The sequence below is a fragment of the Geomicrobium sp. JCM 19038 genome (assembly GCF_000698125.1).
Taxonomy (GTDB): Bacteria; Bacillota; Bacilli; order Bacillales; family Marinococcaceae; genus Geomicrobium_A.
Genome location: NZ_BAXA01000014.1, coordinates 19,067 through 37,020 on the forward strand (window position 1 = coordinate 19,067; position 17,954 = coordinate 37,020).

General features: G+C 43.7%; 13 protein-coding genes, 4 pseudogenes and 1 other annotated feature (1 of these 18 cut by a window edge). All 17 genes and pseudogenes read left to right on the plus strand.

The genetic code is table 11. The features are described from left to right. Positions 1-65, plus strand: a sequence feature (ribosomal protein L10 leader region); it begins 82 nt to the left of the window's first position. A gap of 28 nt (positions 66-93) precedes the next feature. The 17 genes and pseudogenes from rplJ to rpsS all read left to right on the plus strand — a co-directional run bounded on the left by rplJ (position 94) and on the right by rpsS (position 17,953). Next, positions 94-590 (plus strand): annotated as a pseudogene (gene rplJ, locus JCM19038_RS15775) (50S ribosomal protein L10). Between the two features lie 38 nt (positions 591-628). Beyond that, complete coding sequence (rplL, locus tag JCM19038_RS15780; protein ID WP_042360774.1) at positions 629-991, plus strand: 50S ribosomal protein L7/L12; 363 nt, start codon at positions 629-631, stop codon at positions 989-991. Between the two features lie 120 nt (positions 992-1,111). Continuing rightward, a pseudogene (locus tag JCM19038_RS15785) lies at positions 1,112-1,713 on the plus strand (class I SAM-dependent methyltransferase). Between the two features lie 334 nt (positions 1,714-2,047). Then, positions 2,048-5,585, plus strand: a pseudogene (rpoB, locus tag JCM19038_RS15790) (DNA-directed RNA polymerase subunit beta). Positions 5,586-5,697: 112 nt separating this feature from the next. Then, entirely contained in the window at positions 5,698-9,309 is a 3,612-nt protein-coding gene (rpoC, locus tag JCM19038_RS15795; protein ID WP_042419900.1) for a DNA-directed RNA polymerase subunit beta', read from the plus strand. 79 nt (positions 9,310-9,388) lie between these two features. Further along, positions 9,389-9,637, plus strand: a complete 249-nt coding sequence (locus tag JCM19038_RS15800; RefSeq protein ID WP_042419903.1) for a ribosomal L7Ae/L30e/S12e/Gadd45 family protein — start codon at positions 9,389-9,391, stop codon at positions 9,635-9,637. Between the two features lie 154 nt (positions 9,638-9,791). Then, positions 9,792-10,205: a 30S ribosomal protein S12 gene (gene rpsL, locus JCM19038_RS15805; RefSeq protein ID WP_042419905.1), complete on the plus strand. Its 414-nt coding sequence runs from the start codon at positions 9,792-9,794 to the stop codon at positions 10,203-10,205. A 52-nt stretch (positions 10,206-10,257) separates the two neighbouring features. Next, positions 10,258-10,728 (plus strand): 30S ribosomal protein S7, encoded by a 471-nt coding sequence (gene rpsG / locus JCM19038_RS15810; RefSeq protein WP_042419908.1) that lies wholly within the window; start codon positions 10,258-10,260, stop codon positions 10,726-10,728. Between the two features lie 45 nt (positions 10,729-10,773). Beyond that, on the plus strand, positions 10,774-12,852 hold the full coding sequence (gene fusA / locus JCM19038_RS15815) for an elongation factor G (RefSeq protein WP_042419910.1): 2,079 nt from the start codon (positions 10,774-10,776) through the stop codon (positions 12,850-12,852). Positions 12,853-12,956: 104 nt separating this feature from the next. Then, positions 12,957-14,147, plus strand: coding sequence for an elongation factor Tu (gene tuf, locus JCM19038_RS15820; RefSeq protein WP_042419912.1), 1,191 nt, complete (start codon positions 12,957-12,959; stop codon positions 14,145-14,147). 130 nt (positions 14,148-14,277) lie between these two features. Then, entirely contained in the window at positions 14,278-14,436 is a 159-nt protein-coding gene (locus JCM19038_RS22970) for a hypothetical protein (protein WP_193745157.1), read from the plus strand. 326 nt (positions 14,437-14,762) lie between these two features. Further along, complete coding sequence (gene rpsJ / locus JCM19038_RS15825; protein ID WP_042360778.1) at positions 14,763-15,071, plus strand: 30S ribosomal protein S10; 309 nt, start codon at positions 14,763-14,765, stop codon at positions 15,069-15,071. Positions 15,072-15,142: 71 nt separating this feature from the next. Next, entirely contained in the window at positions 15,143-15,772 is a 630-nt protein-coding gene (gene rplC, locus JCM19038_RS15830; protein ID WP_042360779.1) for a 50S ribosomal protein L3, read from the plus strand. 27 nt (positions 15,773-15,799) lie between these two features. After that, positions 15,800-16,419, plus strand: a pseudogene (gene rplD, locus JCM19038_RS15835) (50S ribosomal protein L4). After that, positions 16,419-16,706, plus strand: coding sequence for a 50S ribosomal protein L23 (rplW, locus tag JCM19038_RS15840; RefSeq protein WP_042419914.1), 288 nt, complete (start codon positions 16,419-16,421; stop codon positions 16,704-16,706). The pseudogene rplD and the gene rplW overlap by 1 nt, the downstream one beginning before the upstream one ends. 28 nt (positions 16,707-16,734) lie before the next feature. Beyond that, entirely contained in the window at positions 16,735-17,574 is an 840-nt protein-coding gene (gene rplB, locus JCM19038_RS15845; protein ID WP_042419917.1) for a 50S ribosomal protein L2, read from the plus strand. Positions 17,575-17,674: 100 nt separating this feature from the next. Then, positions 17,675-17,953 carry a 30S ribosomal protein S19 gene (gene rpsS / locus JCM19038_RS15850; RefSeq protein WP_042419920.1) on the plus strand — a complete coding sequence of 93 codons (279 nt, stop codon included), beginning with the start codon at positions 17,675-17,677 and terminating at the stop codon, positions 17,951-17,953. The last annotated feature ends 1 nt before the right edge of the window (position 17,954 follow it).

Genomic DNA, 17,954 nt, shown 5'->3' on the forward strand with positions numbered 1-17,954 from the left:
CTGCGTGTCATTCGGAATCTCCTCTGTCTGTGTGCTCATGGACAGGGGAGTTTTTTGATCCTCTGAACGGCAAATTTTTCAGGAGGTGGAACAATGGGCAGTGTACTCGAACAAAAACAAGCGGTTGTTGATGAGATCGTTGAGAAATTTAACAGCAGTGAGTCAATCATTTTTGTTGATTATCGTGGTCTAAGCGTGAGTCAAGACACGGAATTGCGTAACAAACTCCGTGCTGCAGACGTTGAGCTCAAAGTGTACAAAAACACATTGACTCGTCGCGCAACAGCTGAGACAAGCTTACAGAGCTTGACGAAACACTTGTAGGTCCAACAGCGATTGCTACGAGCAAAACAGATGCAGTAGCAGCAGCGAAAGTCTTAAACGAGTTCGCGAAAGAAAACGAAGCTTTAGAAATTAAAGCGGGTGTTATTCAAGGTAGCGTAACTTCTGTTGAAGACATTAAGAAGATTGCTGAACTTCCTTCTTACGAAGGACTTGTATCTATGCTACTCAGCGTACTACAAGCGCCAATCAGAAACTTTGCATTGGCTTCTAAGGCAGTTGCAGATCAAAAAGAAGAAAGTGCGTAAGCACCTAATTTTTAACATTCCTGAAGGAGGAATATACAATGGCTAAAGAGCAAATTATTGAAGAAATCAAGAGCATGACAGTTCTTGAGTTGAACGACCTAGTTAAAGCAATCGAGGACGAGTTTGGTGTAACAGCTGCAGCTCCAGTTGCAGTAGCTGGTGGAGGAGACGCAGGTGCTGCTGAAGAGCAAACAGAATTTAACGTAGTTCTTACTTCTGCTGGTTCTTCTAAGATCGGCGTTATCAAAGTTGTTCGTGGAATCACAGGTCTTGGTCTTAAAGAAGCAAAAGCGCTTGTTGACGGTGCCCCTGAGACACTTAAAGAAGGCGTAAGCAAAGACGAAGCTGAAGACATGAAGAGCCAACTTGAAGAAGCTGGTGCACAAGTAGAAATCAAGTAATTTGACTTCTATTGAAGAGACTTCCCTGCTATATGCGGGGAAGTCTTTTCTTTTAAATAACGTATTTTCTATGTTAAAGCTCATAATAAAGAGGAGTTTCTAAGAGAAGAGGTGAAGTTTTTGTCATCGCATTATTATGATAAAAACCTACGGTAAGTAGTGAGCGGCAAACGGTTGGAGTGACGATCAAGGAAAAAGAGTATTTATTTTATACAGATCGTGGTGTTTTCTCTAAAGGCGGCGTCGATTTTGGCAGTGCGTTTTTGGCGAATGCGTATCAAGCTCCGGCGGTCGGTGGACCGGTTTTGGATGTTGGTTGTGGGTATGGCCCCCTCGGCATTTCAATCGCGGGTGATACAGGCAGGCAAGTCTGGATGACAGATGTGAATGAACGCGCAGTCGAACTTGCGACAGAAAATGCAATGCGTAATCACGTCGATAAACAAGTCACAATTGTTCGGGGTTCGGGGTACGAGGCGATTCCTGATGAGAAGTTATTTGCATCGATTGTTACAAACCCTCCTATTCGAGCAGGGAAAGAGGTTGTGCATCATTTTTTTGAAGAAGCTCACAAACGTTTAGTTGATGCAGGGGAACTCTGGGTTGTTATTCAGAAGAAACAAGGTGCCCCTTCTACGAAAAAGAAATTAGAAGAGTTGTTCAAAGAAGTCGTCGAGGAAGGGAAGAGCAAAGGTTACTCTCTCTATCGATGCTATAAATAAATGAAAAAATATTTGACCTTGAACTCGGTTTGTGATAATATCATCTAATGCGTATAACCGTACTTTTTTAGAACAAAAAAGTTGTTAAAAAAGGAAGTATAAAGGTTATGATGAACGGGAACAATAAGTGAATACGAGAAAAAAAGGTTGGTATTTTTATCCTATTAAGTATGAGCCTTTTTGTGCATTCACGAAGTTTCTTAAATGAACTTCGGCATCAATCACATTGATGTGTTTGATTACATCCCCCATTTTCACAATGAATGGTACAGTCATGCCGGGACTAAAGGGATATTTTCAGTTAAAAAATACGCGGATTTGAGGGGTGAATTCGTTGACAGGTCAACTCATTCAGTATGGACGCCATCGCCAGCGAAGAAGCTACGCGCGGATTAGTGAAGTATTAGACCTTCCTAATCTCATTGAGATTCAAACAGCTTCCTATCAATGGTTTCTTGACGAAGGAATTCGTGAGATGTTTCAAGACATTTCACCAATTGAAGATTTTACGGGTAACCTCGTGCTGGAATTCATTGATTACAGCTTAGGTGAACCGAAATATTCTGTAGAGGATTCTAAAGAACGAGATGTCACATACTCTGCACCACTTAGAGTAAAGGTTCGTTTGATGAATCAAGAAACAGGAGAAGTTAAAGAACAAGAAGTATTCATGGGCGATTTCCCATTAATGACGGATACAGGTACATTTGTGATTAATGGTGCCGAACGTGTCATCGTTTCCCAGCTCGTCCGCTCTCCAAGTGTATATTATAGCCGTAAGACCGATAAGAATGGCAAGAAAGGTTTCACTGCTACTGTCATTCCGAACCGTGGTGCTTGGCTTGAATTAGAAACCGATGCAAAAGACATCGTATACGTAAGAATCGATCGTACAAGAAAGATTCCTGTTACTGTATTGTTGCGTGCACTCGGATTTGGTGCGGACCAAGATATTGTTGATCTTATTGGTGAGAACGAATACTTGCGTAACTCATTAGAGAAAGACAATACCGAAGACACGGAGAAAGCTTTACTAGAAATCTATGAGCGTCTACGTCCTGGTGAGCCACCAACAGTAGATAACGCTCGTAGTCTATTAGAATCCCGTTTCTTCGATCCGAAACGCTATGACTTTGCAAATGTAGGTCGTTACAAGATCAATAAGAAACTTCACATTAAAGATCGTCTCTTTAATCAAGTGTTGGCTGAAACACTAGCAGATCCTGAAACTGGTGAAGTGATTGCAGAGGAAGGTTCATTAATCGATCGTCGTACGTTGGATCGTCTACTTCCTTACTTCGAAAATGATTTAGGATTTAAAACGTACACTGTTGCAGATGGTGTCGTTGAAGATACAGATATCACCGTTCAATCAATTAAGATTTATGCACCGAATGATCCTGAAGGTGAGCAAACGATTCAGGTCATCAGTAACGGTGAGATTGACCGAAGCATTAAAAACATTACTGCTGAAGACATTATTGCGTCAATCAGTTACTTCTTTAACCTCTTACATGGGGTTGGAAACACAGATGATATCGATCACTTAGGAAACCGTCGTCTTCGTTCAGTTGGAGAATTACTACAAAACCAATTCCGAATTGGTCTTTCCCGTATGGAGCGTGTCGTACGTGAACGTATGTCGATTCAAGACCCTAGTCAAATTACACCACAGGCGTTAATCAACATTCGTCCGGTGATCGCGTCAATTAAAGAGTTCTTCGGTAGTTCACAGTTGTCCCAGTTTATGGATCAAACGAACCCATTAGCTGAGTTGACGCATAAGCGTCGTTTATCAGCGCTTGGACCAGGTGGTCTTACTCGTGAGCGTGCAGGAATGGAAGTTCGAGACGTTCACTATTCTCACTACGGTCGTATGTGTCCAATTGAAACGCCGGAAGGTCCGAACATCGGCTTGATCAACTCACTTTCAAGTTATGCGAAAGTGAATGCGTTTGGCTTTATGGAAACGCCGTATCGCCGTGTTGATCCTGAAACTGGTCGAGTAACTGCACAAATTGATTACCTGACTGCTGATGAAGAGCATAATTACGTCGTTGCACAAGCGAACGCAAAGTTACAAGATGATGGAACGTTCGTGGATGATAACATTATTGCTCGTTTCCGTGAAGAAAATACGATCGTAAGTAAAGATCGCATCGACTACATGGATGTATCACCAAAGCAAGTCGTTTCTGCCGCAACGGCTTCGATTCCATTCTTAGAGAATGATGACTCGAACCGTGCCTTAATGGGAGCGAACATGCAGCGTCAAGCGGTTCCGTTACTAGAGCCAGAAGCGCCAGTAGTTGGTACGGGTATTGAATATGTTTCTGCTAAAGACTCCGGAGCAGCAGTTGTTTCAAGGCATCGTGGTGTCGTTAAGCGAGTAACTGCTCGTGAAGTTCGAATTCGTCGCTTGGTTGACGTTGAAGGTAAAGAAGTTGAAACAGATGATGACGTGTACCGCATGTCTAAATATATCCGTTCTAACCAAGGAACGAGTTATAACCAACGTCCAATCGTTGCTGAAGGTGACGTTGTTGATCGTGGTGAAGTTCTAGCAGATGGTCCTTCTATGGATAAAGGGGAAATGGCCCTTGGACGTAACGTACTCGTAGTTTATGACTTGGGATGGTTACAACTATGAGGATGCCATTATCCTGAGTGAACGACTCGTTAAAGACGATGTCTTTACTTCGATCCACATTGAAGAATACGAATCGGAATCACGTGATACGAAGCTCGGACCAGAAGAGATTACTCGTGATATACCAAACATCGGTGAAGATGCACTTCGTAATCTTGATGAGCGAGGAATCATTAGAGTCGGGGCTGAGATCAAAGACGGCGACATTCTCGTTGGTAAAGTCACTCCTAAGGGGATGACAGAACTAACAGCAGAAGAGCGTTTACTTCATGCAATCTTCGGTGAGAAAGCTCGTGAAGTACGTGACACGTCACTTCGTGCTCCGCACGGTGGGGATGGAATCATCCTTGACGTGAAGATCTTTAACCGTGAAGATGGCGATGAATTACCACCAGGCGTAAACCAACTTGTTCGTGTCTATATCGTTCAAAAGCGTAAGATCAACGAAGGTGACAAGATGGCCGGTCGTCACGGTAATAAAGGTGTTATCTCTCGAATTCTTCCAGAAGAAGATATGCCTTATATGCCTGACGGAACACCAATTGACATCATGCTTAACCCACTTGGGGTACCATCGCGTATGAATATCGGACAAGTGCTTGAAATGCACTTAGGAATGGCTGCGCGCCAACTCGGTATTCATGTTGCTTCACCAGTATTTGATGGTGCGCGTGAGGAAGATGTTTGGGAGACGTTAGAAGAAGCGGGTATGGCTCGAGATGGCAAAACAATCCTCTACGATGGTCGTACAGGAGATGCTTTTGATAACCGAGTATCTGTCGGTGTCATGTATATGATTAAACTTGCACACATGGTTGACGATAAGCTACACGCTCGTTCAACTGGACCTTACTCTCTCGTTACGCAACAACCACTTGGAGGTAAAGCTCAATTTGGTGGTCAGCGTTTTGGTGAGATGGAGGTATGGGCGCTTGAGGCGTACGGCGCTGCATATACGTTGCAAGAAATCTTAACGGTGAAATCAGATGATGTTGTCGGACGTGTTAAAACGTATGAGGCCATCGTTAAGGGCGAAAACGTACCAGAGCCAGGAGTTCCTGAATCATTTAAAGTATTGATTAAAGAGCTTCAAAGTTTAGGTATGGATGTAAAAATGCTTTCAAGCAATGAAGAAGAGATTGAAATGAAAGAGCTGGACGACGAAGAAGAACAATCAAACGATCGAATGAACCTTAAGTTAGAATCTACGGAGAACGCTTAAAGGTAAGTTCAAAAGAAAGTTCCAAAGCTGGATCTTTCTTTTGCACGTTTGATGTTTACTATCGCCATTTAGCCCCTTTGACAACAGAGCGCAGGAAAGGGAGGGTCACCCTTTGATCGATGTCAATAATTTTGAATACATGAAAGTAGGTTTAGCATCACCGGATAAGATCCGCAGCTGGTCTCGTGGTGAAGTTAAAAAGCCTGAGACGATTAACTATCGTACTCTTAAACCTGAAAAAGACGGTTTGTTTTGTGAACGTATTTTCGGACCGCAAAAAGATTGGGAATGTCATTGTGGGAAATACAAGCGTGTTCGCTACAAAGGTGTTGTATGTGATCGTTGTGGTGTTGAGGTAACACGTGCGAAGGTTCGTCGTGAGCGAATGGGACACATTGAGCTTGCGGCTCCAGTTTCACACATTTGGTATTTTAAAGGAATTCCAAGTCGTATGGGTCTTGTCTTGGATATGTCACCGCGCTCCTTAGAAGAAGTTATTTACTTTGCTTCTTACGTGGTTACAGATACAGGTGATACACCACTTGAATACAAACAATTGCTTTCTGAAAAAGAATACCGAGCGTACTACGATAAGTACGGTCGTTCTTTCACAGCGCAAATGGGTGCTGAAGCGATCCGTAAAATTCTATCTGATCTTGACTTAAATAAAGAAGTGAAGATGTTAAAAGAAGAATTAGAAACAGCACAAGGGCGACGTCGTACGCGTGCAATTAAGCGTCTTGAAGTGATCGAAGCATTCCGTAACTCTGGAAATGAACCTTCATGGATGATTCTGGATGTTCTTCCAGTAATTCCGCCTGAACTTCGCCCGATGGTGCAACTAGATGGTGGTCGTTTTGCGACATCAGACCTTAACGATTTGTATCGTCGTGTAATTAACCGTAACAACCGTTTGAAGCGTCTCCTTGACCTTGGTGCACCAAGCATCATCGTACAAAATGAGAAGCGCATGCTCCAAGAAGCTGTTGATGCATTGATTGATAATGGTCGTCGTGGACGTCCAGTAACAGGACCGGGTAACCGTCCTCTTAAATCACTGTCTCACATGTTGAAAGGTAAGCAAGGACGTTTCCGTCAAAACCTTCTCGGTAAACGTGTTGACTACTCTGGTCGTTCGGTAATTGTTGTAGGTCCAAACCTTAAAATGTATCAGTGTGGTCTCCCGAAAGAGATGGCGCTTGAACTATTTAAGCCGTTTGTTATGAAAGAGCTCGTCGCTAAAGGGCAAGCACACAACATTAAGAGTGCTAAGCGTAAAGTTGATCGTGTGCAACCAGAAGTTTGGGACGTATTAGAAGAAGTAATTAAAGAGCACCCAGTTCTTCTAAACCGCGCACCTACACTGCATAGACTAGGGATTCAAGCATTTGAACCTACGTTAGTAGAAGGACGTGCGATTAAACTACACCCACTCGTATGTACGGCATACAACGCCGACTTTGATGGTGACCAAATGGCGGTCCACGTACCACTATCGGCAGAAGCGCAAGCTGAGGCACGTGTACTCATGCTAGCTGCTCAAAACATCTTGAACCCGAAAGATGGTAAGCCAGTAGTAACACCATCACAAGATATGGTACTAGGAAACTACTACCTCACTCTTGAGCGTGAAAATGCGGTTGGAGAAGGTGCGGTATTTAAAGATAGTGATGAGGCATTGACTGCATACCAAAACGGTTATGTGCACTTACACTCTCGTATTGCGATTCCAGTCAGCGCGATTGAAAAGACAACGTTCCCTGAAGAAGCGAAAGGTCATTTGCTTTTAACGAGTATCGGTAAGCTTATGTTCAACGAAATTCTTCCTGAATCGTTCCCTTATATTAATGAACCATCAGCGAAGAACTTAGAACAAGCGACTCCTCTTGAGTATTTTGTTCCTCAAGGAACCGATGTAAAGAAAACATTCCAAGAGCGCCCAATCGTGTCACCGTTTAAAAAAGGCTTCCTTGGTGATGTAATCGCAGAAGTATTTAAGAAGTTCCAAGTCACTGAAACATCACGAATGCTTGACCGCATGAAGGAACTCGGTTTCTTCTATTCAACAAAAGCAGGTCTTACTGTTGGTGTCGCTGACATTGTTGTTTTAGCTGAAAAACAAGAGATCCTTGATGCTGCAGAAGAGCAAGTATCTAAGGTCGTTAAGCAGTTCCGCCGTGGTTTAATTACTGAAGAAGAACGTTACGACAAGATTATCTCAATCTGGAGCGACGCAAAAGACGACATTCAAGGACGTCTTATGAAGACACTTGATAAGTCTAACCCGATCTTCATGATGAGTGATTCCGGAGCACGTGGTAACGCCTCAAACTTTACGCAACTTGCAGGTATGCGTGGATTGATGGCAAACCCGTCTGGACGTATTATTGAACTTCCAATCAAGTCTAGTTTCCGTGAAGGTTTAACCGTACTCGAGTACTTTATCTCGACGCACGGTGCCCGTAAAGGACTTGCCGATACAGCACTTAAAACGGCTGACTCAGGTTATCTTACACGTCGTCTCGTTGACGTTGCACAAGACGTTATCGTTCGTGAAGATGATTGTGGAACAGACCGTGGACTTGTCGTATCAGCATTACGTGATGGAACAGAAGAGATTGAGAACCTATACGATCGTCTCGTTGGACGTTTCTCATTCCAAACAGTAAAGCATCCTGAAACTGGAGATGTACTCGTGAAGCCGAATGAATTAATTCATGAAGAGCTTGCGAAGACAATTGTAGAATCAGGTGTTGAAGAACTTAAGATTCGCTCTGTATTTACGTGTGATACGTCACACGGAGTATGTAATAAGTGTTACGGACGCAACCTTGCAACAGGTAGTGACGTTGAGGTTGGGGAAGCAGTCGGAATCATCGCTGCCCAATCAATCGGTGAGCCGGGGACGCAGCTTACAATGCGTACATTCCACACAGGTGGTGTAGCCGGGGACGATATTACTCAAGGTCTTCCGCGTATTCAAGAGTTGTTTGAAGCTCGTAACCCGAAAGGTCAGGCATTAATTACTGAGCTTAGTGGTACAGTGGAAGAGATTCGTGATGCTGGAGATAAGAAAGAGATCGTTATTCGTGGAGAATACGAAACTCGTTCTTATACGACAGCCTATGGGGCTCGTGTACGTATTGCTGAGGGTGACAGAGTTGTAGCTGGTGAAGCATTAACTGAAGGTTCAATTGACCCGAAAGAGTTAATTCAAGTAACTGGTATCGATGAAGTCCAAATGTATCTCTTGAAAGAAGTGCAGAAAGTATACCGTATGCAAGGGGTAGAAATCGGAGATAAGCACGTCGAGGTTATGGTTCGTCAAATGCTTAGAAAGATCCGCGTTATGGATTCTGGGGATACAGATGTATTACCAGGAACGCTCGTTGAAGTTAACGCATTCCATAAGGCGAATATTGATGTACTTCGTAAAGGTAAGCGTCCTGCTGTTGGAACACCTGTTATTCTCGGAATTACGAAAGCATCCCTTGAGACAGATTCCTTCTTATCGGCAGCTTCATTCCAAGAGACAACTCGTGTCCTTACAGATGCTGCAATTAAAGGACGTAAAGATGCATTGCTAGGACTTAAGGAAAATGTTATTATCGGTAAGCTCGTTCCTGCCGGTACAGGTATGCAAAGATACCGTAGCCTAAAAGGCGAGACACCTGATAGCGAAAAAGAAACAGCACCTGAAGTAGAGACAGTAGGTTACGATTGATATAATTGCTGTTGACACTTAAGGATGTGTTTGTTAAGATGTCAAAGTGCGCGTATTTCACCGGTGTTGAGGTGAAGATATGTCGTATCATAGAATTGCGGACGCAAGTGAGCGTTATGTAGGTGTCAAAGCAACAGTGAAAGCAATATCAGCCGAGCTGGTTGATGAAGTTTACATTGCTGCTGATGCGGATGTTTTAGTAACGAAGCAAGTCATCGACATAGCGAAACGAAAGCGAACGCCTTTAACAACCGTTTCATCAATGAGAAAGCTCGGCAAAGCTTGTGGTATTGAGGTCAATGCTGCGGCTGTAGCGATAAAAAAGTAACGATGTTTTTACTGGCGGGTGCATGTTTCCCGCTAGTAAGAACATTACTTTTGCCCATACGTGAACACCTGGAACAGTGGTCTTATAAAATGCTGATTTAGAAGGGTTCATCTTGCAAGCTGCATGAGAAGTATAGAAGGAAGGAGGAAACATCATGCCAACTATGAATCAACTCGTTCGTAAAGGACGTAAAAGCAAAACTAAGAAGTCTGATGCTCCAGCTTTGAACAAAGGCTACAACAGCTTTAAGAAGGTTCAAACGGACTTAGCTTCTCCTCATAAACAAGGGGTTTGTACTCGTGTTGGAACGATGACACCGAAGAAACCGAACTCGGCTCTTCGTAAATATGCTCGTGTACGTTTGACGAACGGAATTGAAGTTACGGCTTACATTCCAGGAATCGGACACAACCTACAAGAGCACAGCGTTGTGCTCATCCGTGGTGGTCTTGTTAAGGACTTACCAGGTGTACGCTACCACATCGTTCGTGGTGCATTGGATACTGCTGGTGTCCAAGACCGTAAACAAGGTCGCTCTAAATATGGTACGAAACGTTCTAAGAAGTAATACATTTAAATGGGATTTAACCCGTCTATAGAGACAGAAAGGAGGGTTGGTTATGCCTCGTAAAGGTCCTGTACCTCGTCGTGAAGTGCTTGCCGATCCGATCTACAACTCTAAATTGGTAACGCGTTTGATTAACCGCATCATGATTGATGGTAAAAAAGGTAAAGCGCAAAACATTCTTTACGCTTCATTTGACATCGTTCGTGAACGCAGTGGTCAAGATCCAGTTGAAGTTTTTGATCAAGCACTAAAGAACATCATGCCAGTACTTGAAGTTAAAGCTCGCCGTGTAGGTGGTGCAAACTATCAAGTTCCAATCGAAGTAAAACCTGACCGTCGTACGACTCTTGGTCTTCGTTGGTTAGTAAGCTATGCTCGTCTACGTGGAGAAAAGACAATGGAAGAGCGTCTAGCTAATGAAATTCTTGATGCTTCAAACAACACAGGTGCTGCTGTTAAGAAACGTGAAGACACGCACCGTATGGCTGAAGCGAACAAAGCGTTCGCTCACTACCGCTGGTAAAAATAAATATCAGCTGAATTTAGCTGAAAGGAGAAAGTGTAAACCATGGCTAGAGAATTCTCCTTGGAGAAAACACGTAATATCGGGATCATGGCTCACATCGATGCCGGTAAAACGACTGCTACAGAACGTATCTTGTTCTATACAGGTCGTACTCATAAAATTGGTGAAACACACGAAGGTGCATCACAGATGGACTGGATGTCTCAAGAGCAAGAGCGTGGAATTACAATTACTTCTGCGGCGACAACTGCTTCTTGGAAAGATCATCGTATTAACATCATTGATACACCAGGACACGTAGACTTTACTGTTGAAGTAGAGCGTTCACTACGTGTTCTTGACGGTGCTGTTGCGGTTCTAGATGCTCAATCGGGCGTTGAGCCACAAACAGAAACAGTTTGGCGTCAAGCAACCACTTATCACGTTCCACGAATCGTATTCGTAAACAAAATGGATAAGATGGGTGCAGACTTCCTATACTCTGTAGGAACGCTAAATGATCGTCTAGATGCAAATGCGCATCCAATTCAGCTACCAATCGGTGCTGAGGATGATTTTGAAGCAATCATCGACCTTGTTGAGATGAAAGCTTACTATTATCTTGATGATTTAGGGCAAAACACGGAAACTCGTGAAATCCCTGAAGATCACCGTGAATTAGCAGATGAATACCGTGAGAAGCTAGTTGAAGCGGTAGCAGAATTTGATGAAGAGTTAATGATGCGTTATCTTGATGGTGACACAATCAGCAACGAAGAACTCAAATCTGCAATTCGTGAAGCAACGCTTACTGTACAATTCTACCCAGTTCTTTGTGGTTCTGCATTTAAGAACAAAGGTGTTCAGCCAATGATCGATGCGGTTATTGACTACCTTCCAGCTCCTACGGATGTTCCTGCGATCAAAGGACACAAAGTAGACAGTGACGAAGAGGTTGTACGTGAAGCTGACGACAACGGTCCTTTCTCTGCTCTTGCATTTAAAGTTATGACAGACCCTTACGTTGGTAAGTTGACATTCTTCCGTGTGTACTCTGGAACATTAGATTCTGGTTCATACGTTAAGAACGCTTCTAAAGACAAGCGTGAGCGTGTCGGTCGTATCCTTCAAATGCATGCGAACACTCGTGAGGAAATCAAAACGGTTTACTCTGGAGACATCGCTGCAGGTGTAGGTCTTAAAGATACAACAACAGGAGATACACTTTGTGATGAGAAGAACCTAGTGATTCTTGAATCAATGGACTTCCCAGAACCAGTAATCTCATTGTCTGTTGAGCCTAAGTCTAAAGCCGATCAAGACAAAATGGGTGTTGCCCTCGGTAAGCTTGCTGAAGAGGACCCAACATTCAAGACGTATACTGACGAAGAAACAGGTCAAACTGTTATCGCTGGTATGGGTGAGCTTCACCTTGACATCATCGTTGACCGTATGAAGCGTGAATTCAAAGTTGAAGCAGTTGTAGGTGCTCCTCAGGTATCTTACCGTGAGACAATTCGCCAAGCTGCTGAAGTTGAAGGGAAGTTCGTACGTCAGTCTGGTGGTCGTGGACAGTATGGTCACGTTAAAGTTGAGTTCTCTCCTAATGAAGAGGGCGCAGGTTTTGAATTTGAGAACGGCATTGTTGGTGGTGTAGTTCCACGTGAATACATTCCGTCTGTTGAACAAGGAATTGAAGAATCATTGCAAAATGGTCTTCTTGCAGGTTATCCTGTAATTGACGTTAAAGCTCGTCTCTTTGACGGTTCTTACCATGACGTTGACTCAAACGAGATGGCGTTTAAGATTGCTGCATCAATGGCATTCAAAGAAGCTAAATCGAAATGTTCTCCAGTTCTTCTAGAGCCACTCATGAAAGTTGAGATTGTTGTTCCAGAAGAATACATGGGAGACGTTATGGGTGATGTCACTTCACGTCGTGGACGTGTTGACGGTATGGAAGCACGCGGTAACGCTCAAACAATCCGCGCGTTCGTTCCACTTGCTGAAATGTTCGGGTATGCGACAGCACTTCGTTCAAACACGCAAGGACGTGGAACGTACTCTATGTTCTTCGATCACTATGAAGAAGTTCCTAAGAGTATTTCTGAAGAAATCATCAAGAAAAACACTGGTGAGTAATCACCAATAAGTTAAATAGTTTGAAGGGTGTAGGGTACTCTAGTATGTGTACTTAAGCCTTTCTTGCTTTATAAATATACTAATTTAAGGGAGGATATCCTCAAATGGCTAAAGAAAAATTTGACCGTTCCAAGACGCATGCCAATATTGGTACAATTGGACACGTCGACCACGGTAAAACAACACTAACTGCTGCAATTACAACTGTACTTCATAAAAAATCTGGTAAAGGTACTGCAATGGCGTATGACGCAATTGACGGTGCTCCAGAAGAGAAAGAGCGTGGAATCACAATCGCAACTTCTCACGTTGAGTACGAAACTGAAAGCCGCCACTATGCACACGTTGACTGCCCAGGTCACGCTGACTATGTTAAAAACATGATCACTGGTGCTGCACAAATGGACGGAGCGATTCTTGTAGTATCTGCGGCTGATGGCCCAATGCCACAAACTCGCGAGCACATCCTACTTTCTCGTAACGTAGGTGTACCTTCAATGGTTGTTTTCCTTAACAAAGTTGACATGGTAGACGACGAAGAGCTTCTTGAGCTTGTAGAAATGGAAGTACGTGACCTTCTTTCTGAGTACGACTTCCCAGGAGACGACATTCCAGTTGTTGCTGGTTCTGCACTTAAAGCACTTGAAGGCGACGCTTCTTACGAAGAGAAAATTGTTGAGCTTATGAATGAAGTGGATGCTTACATCCCAACTCCTGAGCGCGACAAAGATAAGCCTTTCATGATGCCTGTTGAGGACGTATTCTCAATCACTGGTCGTGGTACAGTAGCGACTGGCCGTGTTGAGCGTGGAGTTCTTAACGTAGGTGACGAGATCGAAATCCTCGGTATCACTGAAGAGTCTAGAAAATCAACAGTAACAGGTGTTGAGATGTTCCATAAACTTCTTGACTACGCTGAAGCTGGTGACAACATTGGAGCACTCCTTCGTGGTGTTGACCGTGAGGACATCACTCGTGGTCAAGTACTAGCTAAGCCTGGTACAATCACTCCACACACGAACTTCAAAGCTGAAGTTTATGTTCTTTCAAAAGAAGAAGGTGGCCGTCACACGCCATTCTTTAACAACTACCGCCCACAGTTCTACTTCCGTACAACTGACGTAACTGGTGTTGTAAATCTTCCAGAAAGCATTGAAATGGTTATGCCTGGAGATAACACTGAAATGGAAGTTGAATTGATCTCTCCTATCGCGATTGAAGACGGTACTCGTTTCTCAATCCGTGAAGGTGGACGTACTGTAGGTTCTGGTGTTGTTTCTACAATCACTAAGTAATGCTACGAAAGCACTCGCATTTGCGGGTGCTTTTTTTATTCAATCCCCCCATCACAAGTTAGACACATTTACTCTTGCTATTTCGAATAGTGAGAGTATAATGTTGTTTACCTAAAGGGAGGGAACAGTCTTGAAGATCATGAAAAAGATGGTTACAAGAGTTATGTTGTCTAGTTCTGCGTTAGTGTTAGCAGTTTTACTTTTGCCGGCTTTTTTAATTACAGATCAAATTGACGGTTTCCAACAGCTCGTTGACATGATATTTAAAGATGATGAAACACCATCCTGAAATAAAAACAAACCACTAATTAATACTTTCATTAGTGGTTTGTTTTTGTTATAATGAAGATTGGTGATTGAAAACCAAACAAAGTCTGTTGAATGATACAACAAGGCAAGAAATTCCTTTCGTAATCCCCTTGCATTCAAGGCGCAAAGCCTTTATAATAGTAAAAGTGTGACAAAGTTGGAGATCCGCACGGGATTTCCTGTTTTTATGTTGTCATTGCGATGATGCAGAAGGTTGCTGACACACCCGGCCCCTTTGCCATGATGGGTGTGTGGGATTTCTGCGGAGTAGGTCTGAAAATCAGGCGATAAAAAGGAGGGCTAAACATGGCAAAAGAGAAAATTCGTATTCGATTAAAGGCGTATGATCACCGCATTCTAGATCAGTCGTCAGAGAAGATTGTTGATACTGCGAAACGTTCAGGTGCTAACGTATCCGGACCGATCCCATTACCAACAGAGCGCTCTGTCTACACGATCCTTCGTGCGACTCATAAGTACAAAGACTCTCGTGAGCAATTTGAGATGCGTACACACAAGCGTCTTATCGATATTATCAGTCCAACACCACAAACGGTGGACGCTCTTATGCGCTTAGATTTACCATCTGGCGTTGACATTGAGATCAAACTCTAATCAACGTTTTAGTTAGGATGTCTATTTGGACAAACAATTATTAAAGTAATTTATTACAGGAGGTGTGACTGATGACCAAAGGAATCTTGGGTAGAAAAATCGGCATGACACAGATTTTTAGCGAGAACGGAGAAGTAGTACCAGTAACTGTCGTTCAAGCAGATCCAAACGTTGTCATGCAGTTGAAAACACAAGGAAATGATGGTTACGATGCGGTTCAGTTAGGAGCTGACGACAAGAAACCTGTACGCTCTACTAAACCGGAAAAAGGCCATGCTGATAAAGCAAGCACGGCGCCCAAGCGCTACGTTCGTGAATTCCGCAATATCGATGTTGCGAGTCATGAAATCGGTCAAACGGTCAGCGTAAATACATTTGAAGTTGGCGACATCATCGATGTAACTGGAACTTCAAAGGGTAAAGGTTTCCAAGGTGCAATTAAGCGCCATAACCAAGCCCGCGGACCTATGAGCCACGGTTCACGTTACCATCGTCGTCCAGGTTCACTTGGTACGATGCAAGATGCAAAAGTAATCAAAGGCATGGAAGGCCCAGGTCAAATGGGTGGCGGCCAAATTACTGTTCAGAACCTTGAAGTTGTTCAAGTGGATGAAGAGCGCAACTTGCTCCTTATTAAAGGAAACGTACCAGGAGCTAAAAAGAGCTACGTCAAAATCCAGAGTGCTATTAAAGGCAACTAATGTTTTGAGGAAAGGAGGAGTCTTATCATGCCGAAAGTAACGGTATTTAATCAAAGCGGATCACAAGTAGGCGACGTTGAACTCGCTGAAGCCGTTTTCGGGATTACACCGAACGAAAATGTTGTTCACGACGCTGTTGTGATGCAACAAGCTTCTCTTCGTCAAGGAACTCAAAAAGCTAAAACACGTTCTGAAGTACGAGGCGGAGGAGCGAAGCCTTGGCGTCAAAAAGGTACTGGTCGTGCACGTCACGGTTCAAGCCGTTCCCCAATTTGGAAGGGCGGTGGTGTGATTTTCGCACCAACACCACGCAGCTACAGCTACAAGTTACCAAAGAAAGTTCGTCGTCTTGCATTGAAATCAGTTCTATCTGATAAAGTTCAAAACGATGCTCTTATCGTATTAGATGAATTAAGCTTAGATGCTCCAAAGACAAAGGATATGATCAACATTCTTTCCAGTCTTTCAGCTGAGAAACTCTTGTCGTTACAGCAGAGCGTAACGCTAACGTTGAGAAGTCTGCTAACAACTTGCCTAACGTCAAAACAATTACTGCCACTGGCGTAAACGTACTTGACGTTATCAACTACGACAAAGTGATTATCACGAAGGAAGCTGTTGAGAGAGTAGAGGAGGTGCTGAGCTAATGGATGCACGCGATTTAATCAAGCGCCCGGTCATTACGGAACGCTCTACTGAGCAGATGGAAGATAAGAAGTACACATTCGAGGTTGACGTTAGAGCGAACAAGACTCAAATCAAACAAGCGATCGAAGAAATCTTCGAAGTTGATGTTTTGAAAGTCAACACGATTAAATACAAGCAAAAGTATCGTCGTTTTGGACGTTTCGAAGGCTTTAAGCCAGCGAAGAAAAAAGCGATCGTTACGCTTACAGCAGACAGCGAAGAGATCGAAATCTTCGGCGAAGCTTAAGATCAAATAAGTAAGGAGGGAAACCAAAATGGCAGTAAAACGTTATAAACCGACCACTAACGGTCGTCGTTTCATGACAGGGAAAGACTTCTCTGAGATTACAACGGATCAACCGGAACGTTCATTGCTCGCTCCTTTATCAAAGCGCGCTGGACGTAACAACCACGGTCGTTTAACGACTCGTCATCAAGGTGGCGGTCATAAGCGTAAATACCGTATCATCGATTTCAAGCGTAACAAGGATCACATCGAAGGTCGTGTAGCAACTATTGAGTACGATCCGAACCGTTCTGCGAACATCGCTTTGATTAACTACATCGATGGTGAAAAGCGTTATATCATCGCGCCAAAAGGACTTAAAGTAGGAGATAAACTCTTCTCTGGTTCTGATGCAGATATTAAAGTAGGAAACGCGCTTGAACTTAAAGACATTCCAGTAGGTACGAACGTACACAACATCGAGCTTAAGCCTGGTGCTGGTGCTCAACTCGTACGTGCTGCAGGTGCGCAAGCTCAAATTCTTGGACGTGAAGGTAAGTACACTCTTATCCGTCTACGTTCAGGCGAGAACCGCTTGATTCTTTCTACTTGCCGTGCGACAGTCGGCCAAGTTGGAAACCTTGAGCACGAGCTCATTAACATTGGTAAAGCAGGACGTAGCCGTTGGATGAACAAACGTCCAGTCGTTCGTGGTTCTGCAATGAACCCAGCTGATCACCCTCACGGTGGTGGTGAAGGTCGTGCACCAATCGGACGTGTGGCTCCAGTTTCACCTTGGGGACAACCTGCGATCGGTTACAAGACTCGTAAAGGCAAGAAAGACTCAGATAAATATATTGTTCGCCGTCGCAACCATAAGCGTAAGTAATCGGAGAACAAGACGAATAAGCGCCTGACGGTGGTAAGAACTACTTCTTTAACTGGGGCGCTATCATCGTCACTTTACACATTTGAAGGGAGGCTTTCGCATGGGACGCAGCCTTAAAAAAGGACCTTTTGCTGACAGTCATTTGCTTAAGAAGGTAGAAGCGATGGATGAGAACAGCAAATCAGTAATTAAAACTTGGTCTCGTCGTTCTACGATTTTCCCGCAATTCGTCGGACACACGATCGCTGTATACGATGGTCGTAAGCACGTGCCGGTATACATCCAAGAAGATATGGTCGGTCATAAACTCGGTGAATTCGCGCCAACTAGAACGTATCGTGGACACGATAAAGACGACAAAAAAACGAAGCGCCGTTAAT

Coding starts and splice junctions, on each gene's coding strand:
- fusA (WP_042419910.1), top strand. CDS start 10,774: ATGGCTAGAGAATTCTCCTTGGAGAAAACACGTAATATCGGGATCATG.
- rpsJ (WP_042360778.1), top strand. CDS start 14,763: ATGGCAAAAGAGAAAATTCGTATTCGATTAAAGGCGTATGATCACCGC.
- rplW (WP_042419914.1), top strand. CDS start 16,419: ATGGATGCACGCGATTTAATCAAGCGCCCGGTCATTACGGAACGCTCT.
- tuf (WP_042419912.1), top strand. CDS start 12,957: ATGGCTAAAGAAAAATTTGACCGTTCCAAGACGCATGCCAATATTGGT.
- rpsL (WP_042419905.1), top strand. CDS start 9,792: ATGCCAACTATGAATCAACTCGTTCGTAAAGGACGTAAAAGCAAAACT.
- rpsG (WP_042419908.1), top strand. CDS start 10,258: ATGCCTCGTAAAGGTCCTGTACCTCGTCGTGAAGTGCTTGCCGATCCG.
- rplL (WP_042360774.1), top strand. CDS start 629: ATGGCTAAAGAGCAAATTATTGAAGAAATCAAGAGCATGACAGTTCTT.
- rplC (WP_042360779.1), top strand. CDS start 15,143: ATGACCAAAGGAATCTTGGGTAGAAAAATCGGCATGACACAGATTTTT.
- rplB (WP_042419917.1), top strand. CDS start 16,735: ATGGCAGTAAAACGTTATAAACCGACCACTAACGGTCGTCGTTTCATG.
- JCM19038_RS15800 (WP_042419903.1), top strand. CDS start 9,389: ATGTCGTATCATAGAATTGCGGACGCAAGTGAGCGTTATGTAGGTGTC.
- rpsS (WP_042419920.1), top strand. CDS start 17,675: ATGGGACGCAGCCTTAAAAAAGGACCTTTTGCTGACAGTCATTTGCTT.